The 14,597-nt window shown below is 70.5% G+C and carries 15 protein-coding genes and 3 pseudogenes; 10 read left to right on the forward strand and 8 right to left on the reverse strand.

The features are described 5' to 3' along the window. Positions 1 to 21 precede the first annotated feature (21 nt). On the reverse strand, positions 22 to 816 hold the full coding sequence (locus tag LRS04_RS02210; protein WP_257814954.1) for an OmpA family protein: 795 nt from the start codon (positions 814 to 816) through the stop codon (positions 22 to 24). A 183-nt stretch (positions 817 to 999) separates the two neighbouring features. Between LRS04_RS02210 and LRS04_RS02215 the strand changes: the two genes are divergently transcribed. From LRS04_RS02215 to LRS04_RS02225, 3 genes and pseudogenes are all read left to right on the forward strand, one after another. Beyond that, on the forward strand, positions 1,000 to 1,320 hold the full coding sequence (locus LRS04_RS02215) for a FeoA family protein (RefSeq protein WP_257814955.1): 321 nt from the start codon (positions 1,000 to 1,002) through the stop codon (positions 1,318 to 1,320). Continuing rightward, positions 1,317 to 3,188, forward strand: a pseudogene (locus LRS04_RS02220) (ferrous iron transporter B); the annotation flags it as partial. The gene LRS04_RS02215 and the pseudogene LRS04_RS02220, both read left to right, overlap by 4 nt. A 219-nt stretch (positions 3,189 to 3,407) precedes the next feature. After that, positions 3,408 to 3,641 carry a hypothetical protein gene (locus LRS04_RS02225; RefSeq protein WP_257814956.1) on the forward strand — a complete coding sequence of 78 codons (234 nt, stop codon included), beginning with the start codon at positions 3,408 to 3,410 and terminating at the stop codon, positions 3,639 to 3,641. A gap of 124 nt (positions 3,642 to 3,765) precedes the next feature. Here the strand turns inward: LRS04_RS02225 and LRS04_RS02230 are convergent. From LRS04_RS02230 to hppD, 6 genes and pseudogenes are all read right to left on the reverse strand, one after another. Continuing rightward, positions 3,766 to 4,277: pseudogene (locus LRS04_RS02230) on the reverse strand (MarR family winged helix-turn-helix transcriptional regulator). Next, positions 4,274 to 5,278 (reverse strand): fumarylacetoacetate hydrolase family protein, encoded by a 1,005-nt coding sequence (locus tag LRS04_RS02235; RefSeq protein WP_257814957.1) that lies wholly within the window; start codon positions 5,276 to 5,278, stop codon positions 4,274 to 4,276. The pseudogene LRS04_RS02230 and the gene LRS04_RS02235 overlap by 4 nt, the downstream one beginning before the upstream one ends. Before the next feature lie 21 nt (positions 5,279 to 5,299). Next, entirely contained in the window at positions 5,300 to 5,572 is a 273-nt protein-coding gene (locus LRS04_RS02240) for a hypothetical protein (protein ID WP_257814958.1), read from the reverse strand. Between the two features lie 20 nt (positions 5,573 to 5,592). Then, entirely contained in the window at positions 5,593 to 6,732 is a 1,140-nt protein-coding gene (locus LRS04_RS02245; protein WP_257814959.1) for a homogentisate 1,2-dioxygenase, read from the reverse strand. 1 nt (position 6,733) lies between these two features. After that, positions 6,734 to 7,807 (reverse strand): isoaspartyl peptidase/L-asparaginase family protein, encoded by a 1,074-nt coding sequence (locus tag LRS04_RS02250; RefSeq protein ID WP_257814960.1) that lies wholly within the window; start codon positions 7,805 to 7,807, stop codon positions 6,734 to 6,736. Then, positions 7,807 to 8,907 carry a 4-hydroxyphenylpyruvate dioxygenase gene (gene hppD, locus LRS04_RS02255; protein ID WP_257814961.1) on the reverse strand — a complete coding sequence of 367 codons (1,101 nt, stop codon included), beginning with the start codon at positions 8,905 to 8,907 and terminating at the stop codon, positions 7,807 to 7,809. The genes LRS04_RS02250 and hppD overlap by 1 nt, the downstream gene beginning before the upstream one ends. Before the next feature lie 152 nt (positions 8,908 to 9,059). Here hppD and LRS04_RS02260 point away from each other — a divergent pair, with 152 nt between their 5' ends. The 7 genes and pseudogenes from LRS04_RS02260 (at position 9,060) to LRS04_RS02290 (ending at position 13,764) form a co-directional block, all read left to right on the forward strand. After that, a complete protein-coding gene (locus tag LRS04_RS02260) occupies positions 9,060 to 9,638 on the forward strand; it encodes a YqaA family protein (RefSeq protein ID WP_257814962.1) in 579 nt (192 codons plus the stop codon). Positions 9,639 to 9,666: 28 nt separating this feature from the next. Further along, entirely contained in the window at positions 9,667 to 10,173 is a 507-nt protein-coding gene (locus tag LRS04_RS02265) for a disulfide bond formation protein B (protein WP_257814963.1), read from the forward strand. Beyond that, positions 10,170 to 10,733 (forward strand): demethoxyubiquinone hydroxylase family protein, encoded by a 564-nt coding sequence (locus LRS04_RS02270; protein ID WP_257814964.1) that lies wholly within the window; start codon positions 10,170 to 10,172, stop codon positions 10,731 to 10,733. Before LRS04_RS02265 ends, LRS04_RS02270 begins: the two co-directional genes overlap by 4 nt. Before the next feature lie 33 nt (positions 10,734 to 10,766). Next, positions 10,767 to 11,135 (forward strand): EthD domain-containing protein, encoded by a 369-nt coding sequence (locus LRS04_RS02275; protein ID WP_257814965.1) that lies wholly within the window; start codon positions 10,767 to 10,769, stop codon positions 11,133 to 11,135. A 176-nt stretch (positions 11,136 to 11,311) separates the two neighbouring features. Continuing rightward, positions 11,312 to 11,590: a hypothetical protein gene (locus LRS04_RS02280; RefSeq protein WP_257814966.1), complete on the forward strand. Its 279-nt coding sequence runs from the start codon at positions 11,312 to 11,314 to the stop codon at positions 11,588 to 11,590. A 259-nt stretch (positions 11,591 to 11,849) separates the two neighbouring features. Continuing rightward, a pseudogene (locus tag LRS04_RS27530) lies at positions 11,850 to 12,134 on the forward strand (molybdopterin cofactor-binding domain-containing protein); the annotation flags it as partial. A gap of 670 nt (positions 12,135 to 12,804) precedes the next feature. Next, on the forward strand, positions 12,805 to 13,764 hold the full coding sequence (locus LRS04_RS02290; RefSeq protein WP_257814968.1) for a molybdopterin cofactor-binding domain-containing protein: 960 nt from the start codon (positions 12,805 to 12,807) through the stop codon (positions 13,762 to 13,764). On the opposite strand, the gene LRS04_RS02295 is transcribed toward LRS04_RS02290, so the two are convergent. Continuing rightward, a complete protein-coding gene (locus LRS04_RS02295; RefSeq protein WP_257814969.1) occupies positions 13,761 to 14,549 on the reverse strand; it encodes a TIGR00730 family Rossman fold protein in 789 nt (262 codons plus the stop codon). The genes LRS04_RS02290 and LRS04_RS02295 overlap by 4 nt on opposite strands. Positions 14,550 to 14,597: the final 48 nt, after the last annotated feature.

Genomic DNA, 14,597 nt, shown 5'->3' on the forward strand with positions numbered 1-14,597 from the left:
AGCCGCCCACCGAAAATCGGCTCAGCGGCCGGCGACCGCCGGGTTCGACTTGCTGAGCAGGATGGTCACCGTGACGCGACGGCCTTCGGCATTGTTCTTCGGCGGGTCGGGATCATCGGCGACCGAGGATTCGCCTAACGCCTCGCTTGGCAGAATCTGGCCCGGGCGGATGCCGCAGGACTGGATCAGGTAGTCTCGCACCGCTTTCGCGCGCCTGGCGCTGAGCCGCGCGTTGGCCGCCGCGTCGCCGACGGGATCGGCGCGACCGACGACCGCAAGGCGGAAGCCGCCGGTCGTGGCCTTGGCCTTCTCCGCCACCGCCTTCAGGTCGGCCTTGCCTTGGGCGTTGATCGTGGCGCTGCCGCTGGCGAAGAACACCTTGGCGCGGTCGTAGGCGGCGAGCTCGCCGACATTGTCCAGGCGCTTCTCGGCCTCGGCGAGCCGTTCCTCGGTGCCATACACACCGGCCTGGATCTGCCGGGCGACCCGGAGGTCCTCGTCCTTGAAGGTGATGTCGCTGGCCACCAGATCGCCGCCCTCGGGGGCCGGCGTCGCCTTGAACTCGATGCGCAGGCCGCGCAGCAGGTCGTCGGGCGTGCGGGTGTCGCGGCGCAGGCCAAGCCCCTGCTGCCGCTCGATCTTGGTGCCGGGGCCGACCCGCACCGTCTTGTCGCCCTCGGCCGTCCGGACGACGATCTTTCCGGCCTCGCTAGCGATGATCGAGCCCTTGTATTCGGCCGCCTGGCCCAGCGCGATGAGCGGCGCCGCCACGAGCGCGGCGGCCAGTCCCGCCAGTCTCCATCCATATCTCGTCATAGCCCCACCCTCGTTGCGCCCAACTCGGCGCAACCCTCTCATCGCGCGCCGGGCCGCCCCATCGGGATTCCCCTGAGGCCTGCGGCGCCGGCGCCGAGGCGCCGCGACGCGGCGCCTTGCGCGTGGACGCGGGGATGCGCACCTGATAATCGTTCGCAAGAACGAGTCCGGGGTCAGTACGGAATGCACGAGATGCTCGCCGAGGCGGTCGACGCCGAGGCCCTCTCCACAGCGGGACAGACACGACTGTCGAAGCTGAAGCCGGGCGACCGCGGCGTGATCGTCGACGTCCGCGCGGACCACGCCACCGACCACCACGGGGTCGACGTCCACGAGCTGGAGCGCCGCCTGCTGGAGTTCGGCTTCGTGGAAGGCGCCCGCTTCGAGGTGCTGCACGAGGGCATGTTCGGCGCCGACCCGATCGCGCTGCGCCTCGACGACATGCGCGTGGCCCTGCGCCGCCGCGACGCCCACGACGTGTGGGTTCAACTGGAGTCCAAATGAGTGAAGGCGTCCTGCCCTCCGCGCGCGTGGCGCTGGTCGGCAATCCCAACACCGGCAAGACCGCCCTCTTCAACGCCCTGACCGGGGCCCGCCAGAAGGTGGCGAACTACGCGGGCGTCACCGTCGAGCGGAAGGAAGGCTTCGTCACCAGCGCCGCAGGCCGCAGCCTGTCGGTGCTCGACCTGCCGGGCACCTATTCGCTGCGTGCGCGCAGCCCCGACGAGGCGGTCACCCGCGACGCGGTCCTGGGCCGGCTGTCGGGCGAGGTCCCGCCGGACGTGGTGGTGGCCGTGGCCGACGCCACCAACCTGCGCCTCGTGCTGCGCCTGATCCTGGAGCTGAAGGCCGTCGGCCGGCCGATGGTGCTGGCGCTCAACATGTACGACATCGCCCAGCGCCAGGGCCTCAGGATCGACCTTGAGGGCCTGCAGAAGGAGCTGGGCTGCCCGATCGTCACCACCGTCGCCACCCGCAAGCGCGGCATCGACGAGCTGGTCGGCCAGATCGAGGCGCTGGCCGCCGCCGGCGCGCTGACCGGCGAGAACATCTGGCGCGAGCCCACCGCCCCCGAGATCCGCCTGGCCCACCGCGAGGCCCAGCGGATCCTCAAGACCTATGTCCGGCCGCCGGAGCATCCCGACACCCTGACCGGCCGGGTCGACGCCGTCCTGCTGCATCCCGTGGCGGGCCTGGCGATCCTGCTGGCCCTGCTGTTCGTGATGTTCCAGGCGGTGTTCACCTGGGCCGGACCGGCCCAGGACCTGATCGACGCGGGTTTCGTGGCGCTGGGCGAGCTGGTCGGCCGCGTCCTGCCCGACGGCCTGGTGCACAGCCTGATCGTCGACGGCCTGATCGCCGGGGTCGGCAGTGTGCTGGTCTTCCTGCCGCAGATCCTGATCCTGTTCTTCTTCATCATCCTGCTCGAGGACTTCGGGTACATGGCCCGCGCCGCGTTCCTGATGGACAAGATCATGGGCGGCGCCGGCCTCCACGGGCGGGCCTTCATCCCGCTGCTCTCAAGCTTCGCCTGCGCGATCCCGGGGATCATGGCGGCCCGGGTCATCGACCAGAAGCGGGACCGGATGACCACCATCCTGGTGGCGCCCCTGATGACCTGCTCGGCGCGGATCCCGGTCTACACCCTGATCATCTCGGCCTTCATCCCGGACCGGACCGTCGGCCCGGGCCTGAACCTCCAGGGCCTGGTGATGTTCGGCCTCTACGGCGCCGGCATCGCGAGCGCGCTCGCCGTCTCCTTCGTGATCCGCAAGGTGTTCTGGCGCGGCGCGGTCGAGCCGTTCCTGATGGAGCTGCCGACCTACAAGATGCCCAGCGCCGCGAACGTGGCGCGCAACCTGCTGCTGCGGGCGCAGATCTTCATCGGCCGGGCCGGCCGCATCATCCTGCCGCTAATGGTGCTCGTGTGGGTGCTCTCGACCTTCCCCTCGCCGCCTCCGGGCGCGACGGAACCGGCCATCGACTACAGCTTCGCCGGCATGATCGGCCACGCGATCCAGCCGCTGTTCGCCCCGATCGGCTTCAACTGGCAGATGGTCGTCGCCCTGATCCCGGGCTTCGCCGCCCGCGAGGTGGCGGTGGCGGCGCTGGGCACCGTCTATGCGGTGGGCGACGCCGAGGCCAACGTCGGCGCGCTCGGCGCCCGGCTGGCGGAGACCTGGTCCCTGGCCACCGGCCTCTCCTTCCTCGCCTGGTACGTCTTCGCGCCGCAGTGCGTGGCGACGCTCGGCGTCGTGAAGCGGGAGACCAACTCCTGGGGCTGGATGGGCGTGATGTTCGGCTACATGCTGGCGCTGGCCTACCTCGCCTCGCTGATCGTCTATCACGGGGCGGTGGCGCTCGGCTGGGGGCTAGCCCCCGAGCCGCCGACTTGGCCCCGGTCTTGCAGCCCTCCGTGCCAGGGCCCAAAGGGCGCGCCTTTCCCGTACCGATCCGGGATTCCCATGGCAGGGGGGCCGCTCCGGGACACCTGTTCCATCCCGGGATGAAACCCAGGGATGCAATTAACCAAACGTTCGCCTTGCCGCTTAACGCGCAAGTAAAGACGTCCGTGGCAGCTTGGCTATGCCATGGGAAAGAACCTGGAAATGTCCTCCGACGTGCAAACCGGCAAGAAGCCGGCGCGGGTCAATCAGACCCTCGCCAAGCATGTGCGTGAGGTGCTCCTGATGCTCGGCGGCGAAGCGCACCGGGCTCTGGTGATCGAGCAAGTGGCCCGCACGCTTGGCCACGACGTCCGTCAAATCCCCCGAGGAGCTGCAATCGGCCCTCATCCACACGTTCGAAGAGAACTGGCGGGATGAGCGTCGGCGCGCCGCCTACGGCTTCCACTTGCCGTTCGGCGAAGGCTCGCACCGCTGGGGCTGCCGGGACGCGTCCGCCCTCGTCCACTAGGACCGGGTCCGGGCGCCGTCAGGCCAGAGGTCTTCAGGCAAGACGGGGCGGTTCCGCCTCGCCGGCCAGTTGGCCCGCCGCCGTCTGCAGCCGCCCGAGCAGCCGCTTGAGCAACGCGACGTCCTCGGGCGACAGCCCGGAGATCAGCGCCGCCTCGTAGGCCAGCGCAAGGGGGCGATCTCGGCGTGCAGCCGGACCCCCTGCGGCGTCAGCGCCAGCACGTGGCTGCGCCCGTCGGCGGCATGGTCGGTCCGGCCGATCAGATGCCGCTTCACGAGGCCCTGGGCCGCGCGGCTGACCGTCACCTTGTCCATCACCGTGCGCGCCACGATCTGGCCCTGGGTCAGGGGACCGTCCTCGGCGAGCACGCAGACCAGCCGCCACTGCGGGATCGTCAGCGCGAACCGGTCCTGGTAGGCCCGCGCGATCAGCCCGGAGACGGCGTTCGACGCCACCGACAGCCGGTAGGGCAGATAGGCGTCGAGCCGGAGCTCCGCCTCGTCCCCATCGCTGGCCTTCCGGTCGCTGGCCTTCGCCTGGCTCATGCCGGGCGTACCTCCTGCTCAATTGCGCCAAAGATCGTGTGGCGCTTGGCGTCGCGCATTTCGATCCGCACCACGTCGCCGTGCTTGAGGAAGGGCGTCTTCGCCGCGCCTTCGAGCAGGGTCTCGACCGTCCGCAACTCTGCGAGGCAGGAATAGCCGACACCACCCTGGGACACAGGTTTCCCTGGACCGCCGTCCGGTCCTCGATTCGACACCGTGCCCGAGCCGATGATCGTCCCGGCCGACAGGCTGCGGGTCTTGGCGGCATGCGCGATCAGGGTCCCGAAGTCGAAGGTCATGTCGACCCCGGCGTCGGCCTCGCCCAGCGGCTTGCCGTTCAGCTCGACCTCCAGCTTTCCGGAGAGCCTGCCGTCCTTCCAGCCCGGCAGGCTGTCCGGCGTCACGGCCACCGGCGAGAAGGCGGACGCGGGCTTCGCCTGGAAGAAGCCGAACCCCTTGGCGAGCTCGTTCGGGATCAGGTTGCGGAGCGAGACGTCGTTGCAGAGCAGCACCAGCCGGATGGCGGCCAGGGCCTCCTCGCGGCTCGCGCCCTGCGGCACGTCGCCGGTGATCACCGCGATCTCGGCCTCCATGTCGCCGCCCCAGGCCTCGTCGGCCAGCGGGATCGGATCGCGCGGGCCCAGGAAGCCGTCCGAGCCGCCCTGGTACATCAGGGGGTCGGTCCAGAAGCTCTCGGGCATCTCGGCGCCGCGCGCCTTCCGCACCAGCTCCACGTGGTTCACATAGGCCGAGCCGTCGGCCCACTGGTAGGCGCGCGGCAGGGGGCTCGCCGCGGCGTGCTCGTGGAAGCGCTCCTTCGGCACCGCCCCGTGCTCCAGGCTTTCGGCGAGACCCCGCAGGTCCGGCTCCATCCGCCACCAGTGGTCCAGCGCGTGCTGCAGGGTGGGCGCGATGTGGCTCGCGTCGGTGAACCAGGCGAGGTCGTTGGAGACCACCACCAGACGGCCGTCGCGGCCGCCCCTCAGGGACGCAAGCTTCATGTCCTCGCCTACTCTTTCTCGTTACGCGGTTTCGCGGTGGATGGTGCGCACGACGCTGACGCCGTCCTCATAGGCCTGCGGCTCATAGACGGTGACCTCGACGCGGATGTCGCCGCCGGGGTCGCCCTCCCACAGGTAGCTGCGCTCGAAACAGACGGCGCGGCCCTCCGGCGTGAAGCCTTCGAAGGTGTCGCCCCAGGGGGTGTGGTCGCGGAGCTGGCGCCAGCCGAGCGTGCAGGCCCGGTCGATCTCCTCGCGGGCGGCGGCGTCCATGTCGGTCTCGAACTGGTCCAAGATCCCTCCCCGCCCGGGCCTCAAGGCTGGGCGGTCTTCCAGCTGTCCACGTAGGCGGGATTTTCCACGGACGCGGCCGCCTCGCCAACCTCCAGCGGATCGCGGGTGTCGATCATCACGGCGTATTCATCCGTGGCCGGCTTCGGCTGGATCAGCATGTTCTTCAGCGCCTTCGGGTGCGGCCCGTGGGTGAATCCGGACGGGTGGAAGGTCATCATCCCGGCCTCGATGTGGTCGCGGCTGAAGAAGTCGCCGGCGTGGTAGAACAGCACCTCGTCGAAGTCGTCGTTGTTGTGGAAGAACGGCACCTTCAGCGCGCCCGGATCGGTCTCGAAGGGCCTGGGCGTGAAGGTGCAGACCACAAACCGGTCGCTCAGGAACGTCGTGTGGACCGACGGCGGCAGGTGGTAGCGGTGGCTGGCGATCGGGCGGATGTCCTTGACGTTCAGGCGCACCGGCGCGAGCTCGCCGTGCCAGCCGACGGCGTCCAGCGGATTGTAAGGGTAGGTCACCACCGACACCTGGCCGCGCTTCTTGATCTCCACGCGGAAGTCCCCGGCCTCGGCCTGGTGCGCCTTGAAGGCCTCGTCGAGGGCCGGCGTCTCCAGCATGGCCGGATCGAACAGGGCGTGGCCGCCCAGCAGCCCCTTGTCCGGCAGGCCGAAGTGGGTGTTCGTCGCCTGGATCATCAGGATCGCGGTGGGCTCGGCGGGGGCGAGCCGCCACATGGTCCCGCGCGGCAGGTAGAGGTAGTCGCCGGCGCGATAGGCCAGCCGGCCGTAGTCGCAGAAGAGGTCGCCGGTCCCCTGGTGCACGAACAGGAGCTGGTCGCCGTCGGCGTTGCGGGCCAGCGACGGCATGGCCTCGGCCAGCTTCCAGAAGCGCACCTCGGTCGCCGCGTTGTGCAGCACCACGCCCGCCGCCCAGGGGCTGGGTTCGGCGGCGTTCAGCCGGGCGAGGTCGAAGGCGCGGGGCCGGAGCGGCCCCTCGAAGCTCGTCCAGCCGGTCGGCGGCCGCTGATGGTGGATGAAGGCGGCCGGCCCAAAGAAGCCCTCCTTGGAGATCTCCCGCTCGTAGGTCCCCTCGGGCAGGTCGGCGTGGGCCTGCCTGGAGTGCACGCCTTGCGCGGCGCGGACGGGGATCCAGTTGCGGTTCGCCATGTCAGGGATCGTCCTTGTAGATGCCGACCGTCAGCGGCTGGCCGTCGGCGATCTTCGCCCGGTACATGCCGGACGTGTTGAAGCTCCAGGCCATGTCGCCGTTCGGGGCGACCGCGATGACCCCGCCGTCGCCCTTCAGGGCCGTGAGGTCCTTCTGGATCACCTCGTCGGCGGCGGCCTGCAGGCTGAGGCCCTTGTATTCCACGAGCGCGCAGATCTTCCGGGCCACGGTCAGGCGGATGAAGTACTCGCCCGTCCCCGTGGCCGAGACCGCGCAGGACCGGTTGGAGGCGTAGGTGCCCGCCCCGATGATCGGCGCATCGCCCACCCGGCCCCAGCGCTTGGCGGTGGTCCCGCCGGTCGAGGTGCCGGCCGCCACGTTGCCGCGGCTGTCCAGGGCGACGACGCCCACGGTGCCGAACTTCTTCTTGAGGTCGATCAGGTCGGCGTTGCGGCCGCCGTCCTCGTCGTGGACCAGCTCGGCCATGGCGCCGGGCTTCGCGCCCGCGGGCTTGGCCGGGACCGGCAGGCCCTGGCGCTTCAGTTCCCGTTCGAGGCCCTGCCAGCGCCGCTCGGTGTAGAAGAACGACGGGTCGACCTGTTCCAGATTCTGGGTCCGGGCGAACTCGTCGGCGCCCTCGCCCATCAGCATGACGTGCGGCGACTTCTCCATCACCGCGCGGGCCAGGCTGATCGGGTGGCGCGTGGTGGTCGCGCCGGCGACCGCGCCGGCCATCAGGTTCGAGCCGTCCATCACCGAGCTGTCGAGCTCGTTCTTCCCCTCGGCGGTGAAGACCGCCCCGCGGCCGGCGTTGAACAGCGGGTCGTCCTCGAGGATCCGGACCGCCGCCTCGATGGCGTCCAGCGCCGAGCCGCCCTTCTTCAGGACGTCGGCGCCCGTATTGGCGACCCGGGTCATGGCCTCGCGATAGGCCCTGTCCTGCTCGGGGCTGAGGTCCTTCTTCTCGATGACGCCGGCCCCGCCGTGCACCACCAGCGCCCATTTCGGCTTGGCCTGCGCCGCACCACCCATCGCCATCACCGCCACCGACAGAAGAACCGCAATACGCCGCATTACCCCTCCTTGGCGGGCAGCACCCCCCGGCGGATCTGGTCGAGCTCGATCGACTCGAACAGCGCCTTGAAGTTGCCCTCGCCGAAGCCCTCGTTGCCCTTGCGCTGGATCATCTCGAAGAAGATCGGACCGATCATGTTCTCCGTGAAGATCTGCAGGAGCAGTCCTTGGCCTTCCGTGGGCGCGCCGTCCACCAGGATGCTGTCGGCCTTCAGCCTTTGCAGGTTCTCGCCGTGGCCCGGCACGCGGGCGTCGAGCTGCTCGTAATAGGTTTCGGGCGTCGACTGGAACTTCACGCCCCGCCCGCGCATCGTCTCCACCGCGTGGAAGATGTCGTCGGTCCCCAGCGCCACGTGCTGGATGCCCTCGCCCTTGTAGTCCTTGAGAAATTCCTCGATCTGCGAGTGCTCGTCCTGGCTCTCGTTCAGCGGGATGCGGATCTTGCCGCACGGGCTGGTCATGGCCTTGGAGAACAGGCCCGTCTGGGCGCCCTCGATGTCGAAGTAGCGGATCTCCCGGAAGTTGAAGATGCGCTCGTAGAACTCCGCCCACTTGGCCATGTTGCCGCGGAACACGTTGTGGGTCAGGTGGTCGAGGTAGGTCAGGCCCACCGCATTCTTCTTCTCGGCCTCGGCCGCGCCCTCGATGGGGACGAAGTCGATGTCGTAGATCTCCTGCGCGCCGTAGCGGTCCACGAGGTAGAGGTTCGAGCCGCCGATCCCCTCGATCGCCGGGATGTTCAGCTCCATGGCGCCGACCGGGCCCACGACCTGCCTGGCGCCGCGTTCCAGGGCGAGCTTCAGCGCCTTGGCGGCGTCCTTCACGCGGAAGGCCATGGCGTTCGCCGACGGCCCGTGGGCCTGGCGGAACTCGGCGGGCTGGCCCTGCGGCTCCATGTTCAGGATGAAGTTGATGTCGCCCTGGCGGAAGCGCAGCACGTTCTTCGAGCGGTGTTTCGACACCGCCGTGAAGCCCATCAGCTCGAAGAGGCCCTTCAGGCGCTCCGGCTCGGGGGAGGTGAACTCCACGAACTCGAAGCCGTCGGTGCCCAGCGGGTTCTCGAAGAGGTCGCGGGCGGCGGTTTCGGTCTGCATGGTCATGGCCAGGTCTCCTTCGGCCGCAGGTCGTATCATCTGAAACGAGTTTATTCTAGCGGGGCGCGACGGCGCCCCGTCATCGCGAAAAGAGCGGGGCGCGAGACAGCGCGTTCGGCCCCTGCTAACAACGCTTCACCTCCCCACACGGATCGCCGATGTTCCGAAAGATGTACGACTGGGTGATGCGGCTGGCCGCGTCACGCCACGCGCCGCGGTCGCTCGCGGTCATCTCCTTCGCCGAGAGCAGCTTCTTCCCGATTCCCCCCGACGTCATGCTGGGGCCGATGGTGCTGGCGAGGCCGAACAAGGCCTTCGTCTACGCCGGGATCTGCACCCTCGCCTCCGTGCTGGGCGGGCTCATGGGCTACGCCATCGGCGTCTTCCTGGAGCCGGTGGGGATGTTCATCCTGCAGCTGTTCGGCCACCCGGAGGGCCGTGAGGAATTCCAGCACTGGTTCGACCAGTGGGGCCTGGGCGTGATCCTCATCAAGGGCCTAACGCCGATCCCCTACAAGCTGGTGACCATCACCGCCGGCTTCGCCCGCTTCGACCTCTTCACCTTCATCTGGGCCTCGGTGGTCACCCGCGGGGCGCGGTTCTTCCTCGTCGCCGCGATCCTGAAGTACGCGGGCCCGGCCATGCTGAAGGAGTTCGAGCGGCGGATGAACCTCTACTCCATCCTGCTGCTGGCCATCCTGATCGGCGGCTTCGTGGCCGTGAAGGCCTTCCTGTAGGCCCCGGGTTGGGGTCATATCGCGCCAGATGCTGAAGCCCTTCCTCGACCGCTGGCGGCTCGTCGCCCTCCTGGCCTCGGCCGGCATGCTGGCCATCGCCCACGCCTTCGAGACCTTCGGCGGCTATGCGCCCTGCACGCTCTGCCTGCGCCAGCGCGAGGTCTACTGGACCGCCATCGGGCTGGCGGTCGGCTTCATGGTCCTCGTGCGCCTGCCGGGCGGGCCGCGCTGGCGGGAGCTGACCTGCTGGGTGCTGGGCCTCGTGTTCCTGGTGGGCGTCGGCGTCGCCGCCTACCACGCGGGCGCCGAGTGGAAGTTCTGGCCCGGGCCGACCACCTGCGCGTCGGCCGGCGGCGGGATCACGGCGGCCGATATGGAAGCCTTCCTGGGCGGCGAAGAGGTCCGGCCGCCGGCCTGCGACGAGGCCGCCTGGGTGTTCGCCGGCCTCTCCATGGCCGGCTGGAACGTGCTGATCTCGCTCGGCCTCGCGGGCCTGAGCGTGCTGGCCGCCCTGCATGAGCGGGCCAAGCGGTGAACGCCCGGCCCCTCCCGCCGAAGCCCGGTCAGGGCGCGCTCCGGCAGCGGCTCTCCGAGATCCTGCGCGTCGACCACGCGGGCGAGCTGGGCGCCGTCTCGATCTACCGGGGCCAGCGCGCGGTGCTGGGCCAGGCGCCCGGCCGCGAGCGAATCGCCGGCCAGCTCGCCGAGATGGAGGCCCACGAGGCCGAGCACCTCGCCCGCTTCGACAGGCTGCTCACCGAGCGCCGGGTGCGGCCGACGGCGCTGACCCCGCTCTGGCGGCTGGCCGGCTTCGCGCTCGGCGCCGGCACCGCGCTGATGGGCGAGAAGGCGGCGCACGCCTGCACCGAGGCCGTGGAGACGGTGATCGAGGAACACTACGCCGGCCAGGTGGCCGAGCTCGCCGAGCTCGAGCCCGAACTCGCCGCCGAGCTGGAGCAGTTCCGGCAGGAGGAGCTCTTCCACCGCGACCTCGCCGTCGACGAGGGCGCCCGCGAGGCCCCGGGCTACCCGCTCCTCGCCGCCGTGATCCGCAACGGCTGCCGCGCGGCCATCAAGATCAGCGAGAAGCTCTAGGCTGACCCGGCGTCGGGCGCGCACGCTCCCTCCATGATCAAGCTGACCTTCTGCCTCCGCCGCCTGCCGCACCTCAGCCGAGAGCAGTTCCAGGACTACTGGGTCAACACCCACGGGCCGCTGGTGGCCAGCGTCGCCGAGACCCTGCAAATCCGCCGCTACGTCCAGATGCACAGCCTGCCGGCCGAGATGAGCGCCGGGATCCGCGAGGCGCGCCAGGCGCCGGAGGACTTCGACGGCGTGGCCGAGCTGTGGTTCGACAGTCTTGAGGCCATCGTCGCCAACGGCCGTCGCCCTGAGGCCCAGGCCGCCGGCGCCCTCCTGCTGGAGGACGAGCGGAAGTTCATCGACCTGCCCCGATCCCCCCTGTGGTTCGGCGAGGAGAGGGTGATCGTCGGCTAGCGCCATCCACAGGCGACTGACGCCCGGCCCGTCGACAGCGCCGTCGGAATCGCCCGCTACTGGCCGTGGGCGCCCCAAGCGCCCTCCCCACAGGTTGCACCGCCCCGAAAGCACAGCTTCCGGGGAGTCGCATGAGCGCTGGAGTTCTGCTTTTGTTCTATCCACGGAGGCGCGCCATGGCGGACGGAACAGCTCACATCGCAAGGATCTTCGCGACGCCGAGGCTCGCGCAGGCCACCCAGGCGCGCGCCAGCCTCTGGGCCATGTGCCGCTGCGGCCGGACCGCGGCGATCGACCCGGCGCCCTGGATCTGCCAGGGCCTCGCCCGGCAGCCGGTGGAGCACCTGGAGACCCGCCTGCGCTGCGTCTGCGGCGCGCGCCGCGTGCGGCTCGAGGTCCACGGCCTGGCCGAGGCGCCCAAGGGCGTCACCGGCGGCATCTACGTCTTCTACTGACACCGCTCCACCGTCTCATCGCGCCTGAGCGACCGCCCGTCGCATTGCCGCGATGTAACTGGCGCGGCCGGAGCGCCCAGCCCTAGCGTCGGCCCGGGAGAGACCGAGCCATGCATCGACGGGCGTTCCTGAGCTGGTCCCTGGGCGGCGGCCTGGCGCTCGCCCTCTACCCTCGCAGCGCCTCGGCGGCGGGCCCCCTCTCCCCTGGATCACCATCGCCCCGGACGGCCAGGTCACCCTCGTCACCACCGCGCTCGAGATGGGCCAGGGCTCGCGCACCGGCCAGGCGCAGATTCTCGCCGACGAGCTGTGCGTCCCCTGGGAGAGCATCGAGACCGTCCAGGCGCCCGAGACCGAGCCCTATCTGGTGGAGGGCGCGCTGTTCTCCGGCGGCAGCGAGACGGTACGCACCCGCTGGGACCTGCTGCGCAAGGCCGGGGCCAGCGTCCGCTGGCAGATGCGCGAGGCCGCCGCGCGTCGCTGGGACGTGACGCCCGACGCCTGCCACGCCGCCGGCGGGCGGGTCACCCACGCCGCCTCGGGTCGCGTCGCAACCTATGGCGAACTCGCCGCCGAGGCCGCGGCCATACCTGCGCCGGCCAACCCGCCCCTGAAGCCCGCCGCCGAGCGCCGCTACATCGGCAAGCCGGTCGCCACCCTCGCCCAGGCCGACAAGGGGACGGGTAAGGCCCGCTACGGCATCGACTTCCGCCTGCCCGGCATGCTGTTCGCCACGATCCGCGCCTGTCCGGCCTATGGCGGCGAGCTGGCCTCGGTGGACGAGGCGCCGGCGCGCGCCGTCCCCGGCGTGAAGCAGGTCGTACGGCTGAAGGACGCCGTCGCCGTGGTCGCCGACTCGACCTGGATCGCGTTCAAGGCGGCGCGTGCGCTGGACCCGCAATGGCGTGTTGCGACACCGGCCCTCGACAGTCCCGAGATTAGTCGCCGGCTCCAGGCCGCGCTGGACGCGCCCGACGCCCTGGTGATCCCCCGCCAGGGCGGCGCCGAGGCCCGCGCCCGCCTGCGGGCCGCCACCGGCCGGACGCACGAGGCCAGCTACGAGATAGCGTACCTGATGCACGCCCCGCTGGAGCCGATGAACGCCACGGCCCGCGTCCTGCCCGACAGCCGGGTGGAGATCTGGGCGCCCTGCCAGTCGCCCACCTGGTGCCGCGATCAGGTGGTGGAGATGACCGGGCTCGCCAAGGAGGAAGGTGATCATCCATCCACTGTTGATGGGCGGCGGCTTCGGCCGGCGGCTGAAGGGCGACTACGCCGCGCGCGCCGCCCAGGTGGCCCAGCACACGGCCGGCCTCCCCGTGCAGGTGGTCTGGACCCGCGAGGAGGACTTCGCCCACGGCTGGCACCGGCCGGCCATGCGGCTGTCTATGCGCGCGAACCTGGCCGAGGACGGCGGGCTCGCCGGCTACGAGGTGGTGGCCGCGACCGCCGACGACCGGACGGGCGGCCATGGCCCCGCGCCCTACATGGTGGGCGACTATGCGGCGACCCTCTCCACCGTGAAGGCCGGCGTGCCGGTGGGCGCCTGGCGGGCGGTCGATCCCGGAATGGCGCTCTTCGCCAAGGAGAGCTTCATCGACGAGTGCGCCCATCTCGCCGGCGCCGATCCCCTGGCCTATCGGGAGCGGCTGCTGCTCGGCAACGAGCGGGCGCTCCGCGTCCTGCGCGCCGCCGCGGGAGCGATCGGATGGGACCGGCCGCGCGAGCCCGGCGGGGGCCGCGGCCTCGCCATCCTCCACGAGTGGGACACTGTGGTCGCCCACGCCGTCGAGGTCCGCGTGACCGGTCGGCAGCTCCGCGTCGAGCGCCTGGTCGCCGCCGCCGACCTCGGCACGGCGGTCAATCCTCAGCAGGTGAAGGCCCAGTTCGAAGGCGGCGGCCTGATGGCCGTCTCCGCGGCGCTCGGCGAGCGGATGACGTTCCGGGACGGCCGGGCCGTGGAGACCAACTTCGGCGCCTATCCGATCCTGCGCATGGCCCAGGCGCCGGCGGTGGAGGTCCTGCTATTCGAGACGCCCGAGGCCAAGCTGGGCGGGGCGGGCGAGCCGCCGGTTCCGGGCGTCGCCCCGGCCCTCGCCAATGCGATCTTCCAGGCGACCGGCCGGCGGGTGCGGTCCCTGCCCTTCTCGGCGGCGGGCTTCGCCGTCGCCTAGGGCGTCGGCGTCAGGCTCTCGATGTCGGTGTGGGGCTTCAGGCCCCGACGCGTCAGCTCCTCCCAGACGCCCTCGGCGGTCTCGGCGAAGCCGAACAGGTCGAGGTCCTTCTTGGCTATGAAGCCGTGCCGGACCATCTCGTCGAAGTTCACCACCGAGCGCCAATAGGCTTCGTCGAACAGCACCACCGGGATCTCCGGGGACTTGCCGGTCTGGCGAAGCGTCAGGATCTCGAACAGCTCGTCCAGCGTCCCGAAGCCGCCCGGGAAGACCACCAGCGCATTCGCCCGCATGGCGAGATGCATCTTGCGCATCGCGAAGTAGTGGAAGCGGAAGGTTAGTTCCGGCGTCGAGAAACGGTTCGGCTCCTGCTCGTGCGGCAGGGTGATGTTCAGGCCGATCGACGGTGCGCCGACGTCCGTCGCGCCCCGGTTGGCCGCCTCCATGATTCCCGGGCCGCCGCCCGTGGCGATGACATTGTCCCGCACCGGCGCGCCCTCCAGGAACGCCCCGCCGCGCTCCGAGGCGATCCTGCCGAACTCCCGCGCTGCCGCGTACCAGCGGTTATGCTCGCCGTCGCCGTTCTCCTTGATGCGGGCCGAGCCGAACACGACGATCGTGGAGCGTACGCCCCAGGCCTTCAGCGCCAGGTCCGCCTTGGCGAACTCCAGCAGGAAGCGGACGCCGCGCATCCCGTCGGACAACAGGAAGTCGCGGTCGTGGACGGCCAGCCGGTAGGACGGCGAGGCCATCTGGGCGGAGTTGGGGTGCGGATCGTCGGCCATGGCCGAAGGTCTAGGCTCCTTTCCCCCGCCCGTCGACGCCAGGCGTCG

Origin of the sequence: Phenylobacterium sp. J367 (assembly GCF_024699985.1) — a bacterium.
Taxonomy (GTDB): Bacteria; Pseudomonadota; Alphaproteobacteria; order Caulobacterales; family Caulobacteraceae; genus Phenylobacterium.

Coding starts and splice junctions, on each gene's coding strand:
- LRS04_RS02210 (WP_257814954.1), bottom strand. CDS start 816: ATGACGAGATATGGATGGAGACTGGCGGGACTGGCCGCCGCGCTCGTG.
- LRS04_RS02215 (WP_257814955.1), top strand. CDS start 1,000: ATGCACGAGATGCTCGCCGAGGCGGTCGACGCCGAGGCCCTCTCCACA.
- LRS04_RS02225 (WP_257814956.1), top strand. CDS start 3,408: ATGGGAAAGAACCTGGAAATGTCCTCCGACGTGCAAACCGGCAAGAAG.
- LRS04_RS02235 (WP_257814957.1), bottom strand. CDS start 5,278: ATGAAGCTTGCGTCCCTGAGGGGCGGCCGCGACGGCCGTCTGGTGGTG.
- LRS04_RS02245 (WP_257814959.1), bottom strand. CDS start 6,732: ATGGCGAACCGCAACTGGATCCCCGTCCGCGCCGCGCAAGGCGTGCAC.
- LRS04_RS02250 (WP_257814960.1), bottom strand. CDS start 7,807: ATGCGGCGTATTGCGGTTCTTCTGTCGGTGGCGGTGATGGCGATGGGT.
- hppD (WP_257814961.1), bottom strand. CDS start 8,907: ATGACCATGCAGACCGAAACCGCCGCCCGCGACCTCTTCGAGAACCCG.
- LRS04_RS02260 (WP_257814962.1), top strand. CDS start 9,060: ATGTTCCGAAAGATGTACGACTGGGTGATGCGGCTGGCCGCGTCACGC.
- LRS04_RS02265 (WP_257814963.1), top strand. CDS start 9,667: ATGCTGAAGCCCTTCCTCGACCGCTGGCGGCTCGTCGCCCTCCTGGCC.
- LRS04_RS02275 (WP_257814965.1), top strand. CDS start 10,767: ATGATCAAGCTGACCTTCTGCCTCCGCCGCCTGCCGCACCTCAGCCGA.
- LRS04_RS02280 (WP_257814966.1), top strand. CDS start 11,312: ATGGCGGACGGAACAGCTCACATCGCAAGGATCTTCGCGACGCCGAGG.
- LRS04_RS02295 (WP_257814969.1), bottom strand. CDS start 14,549: ATGGCCGACGATCCGCACCCCAACTCCGCCCAGATGGCCTCGCCGTCC.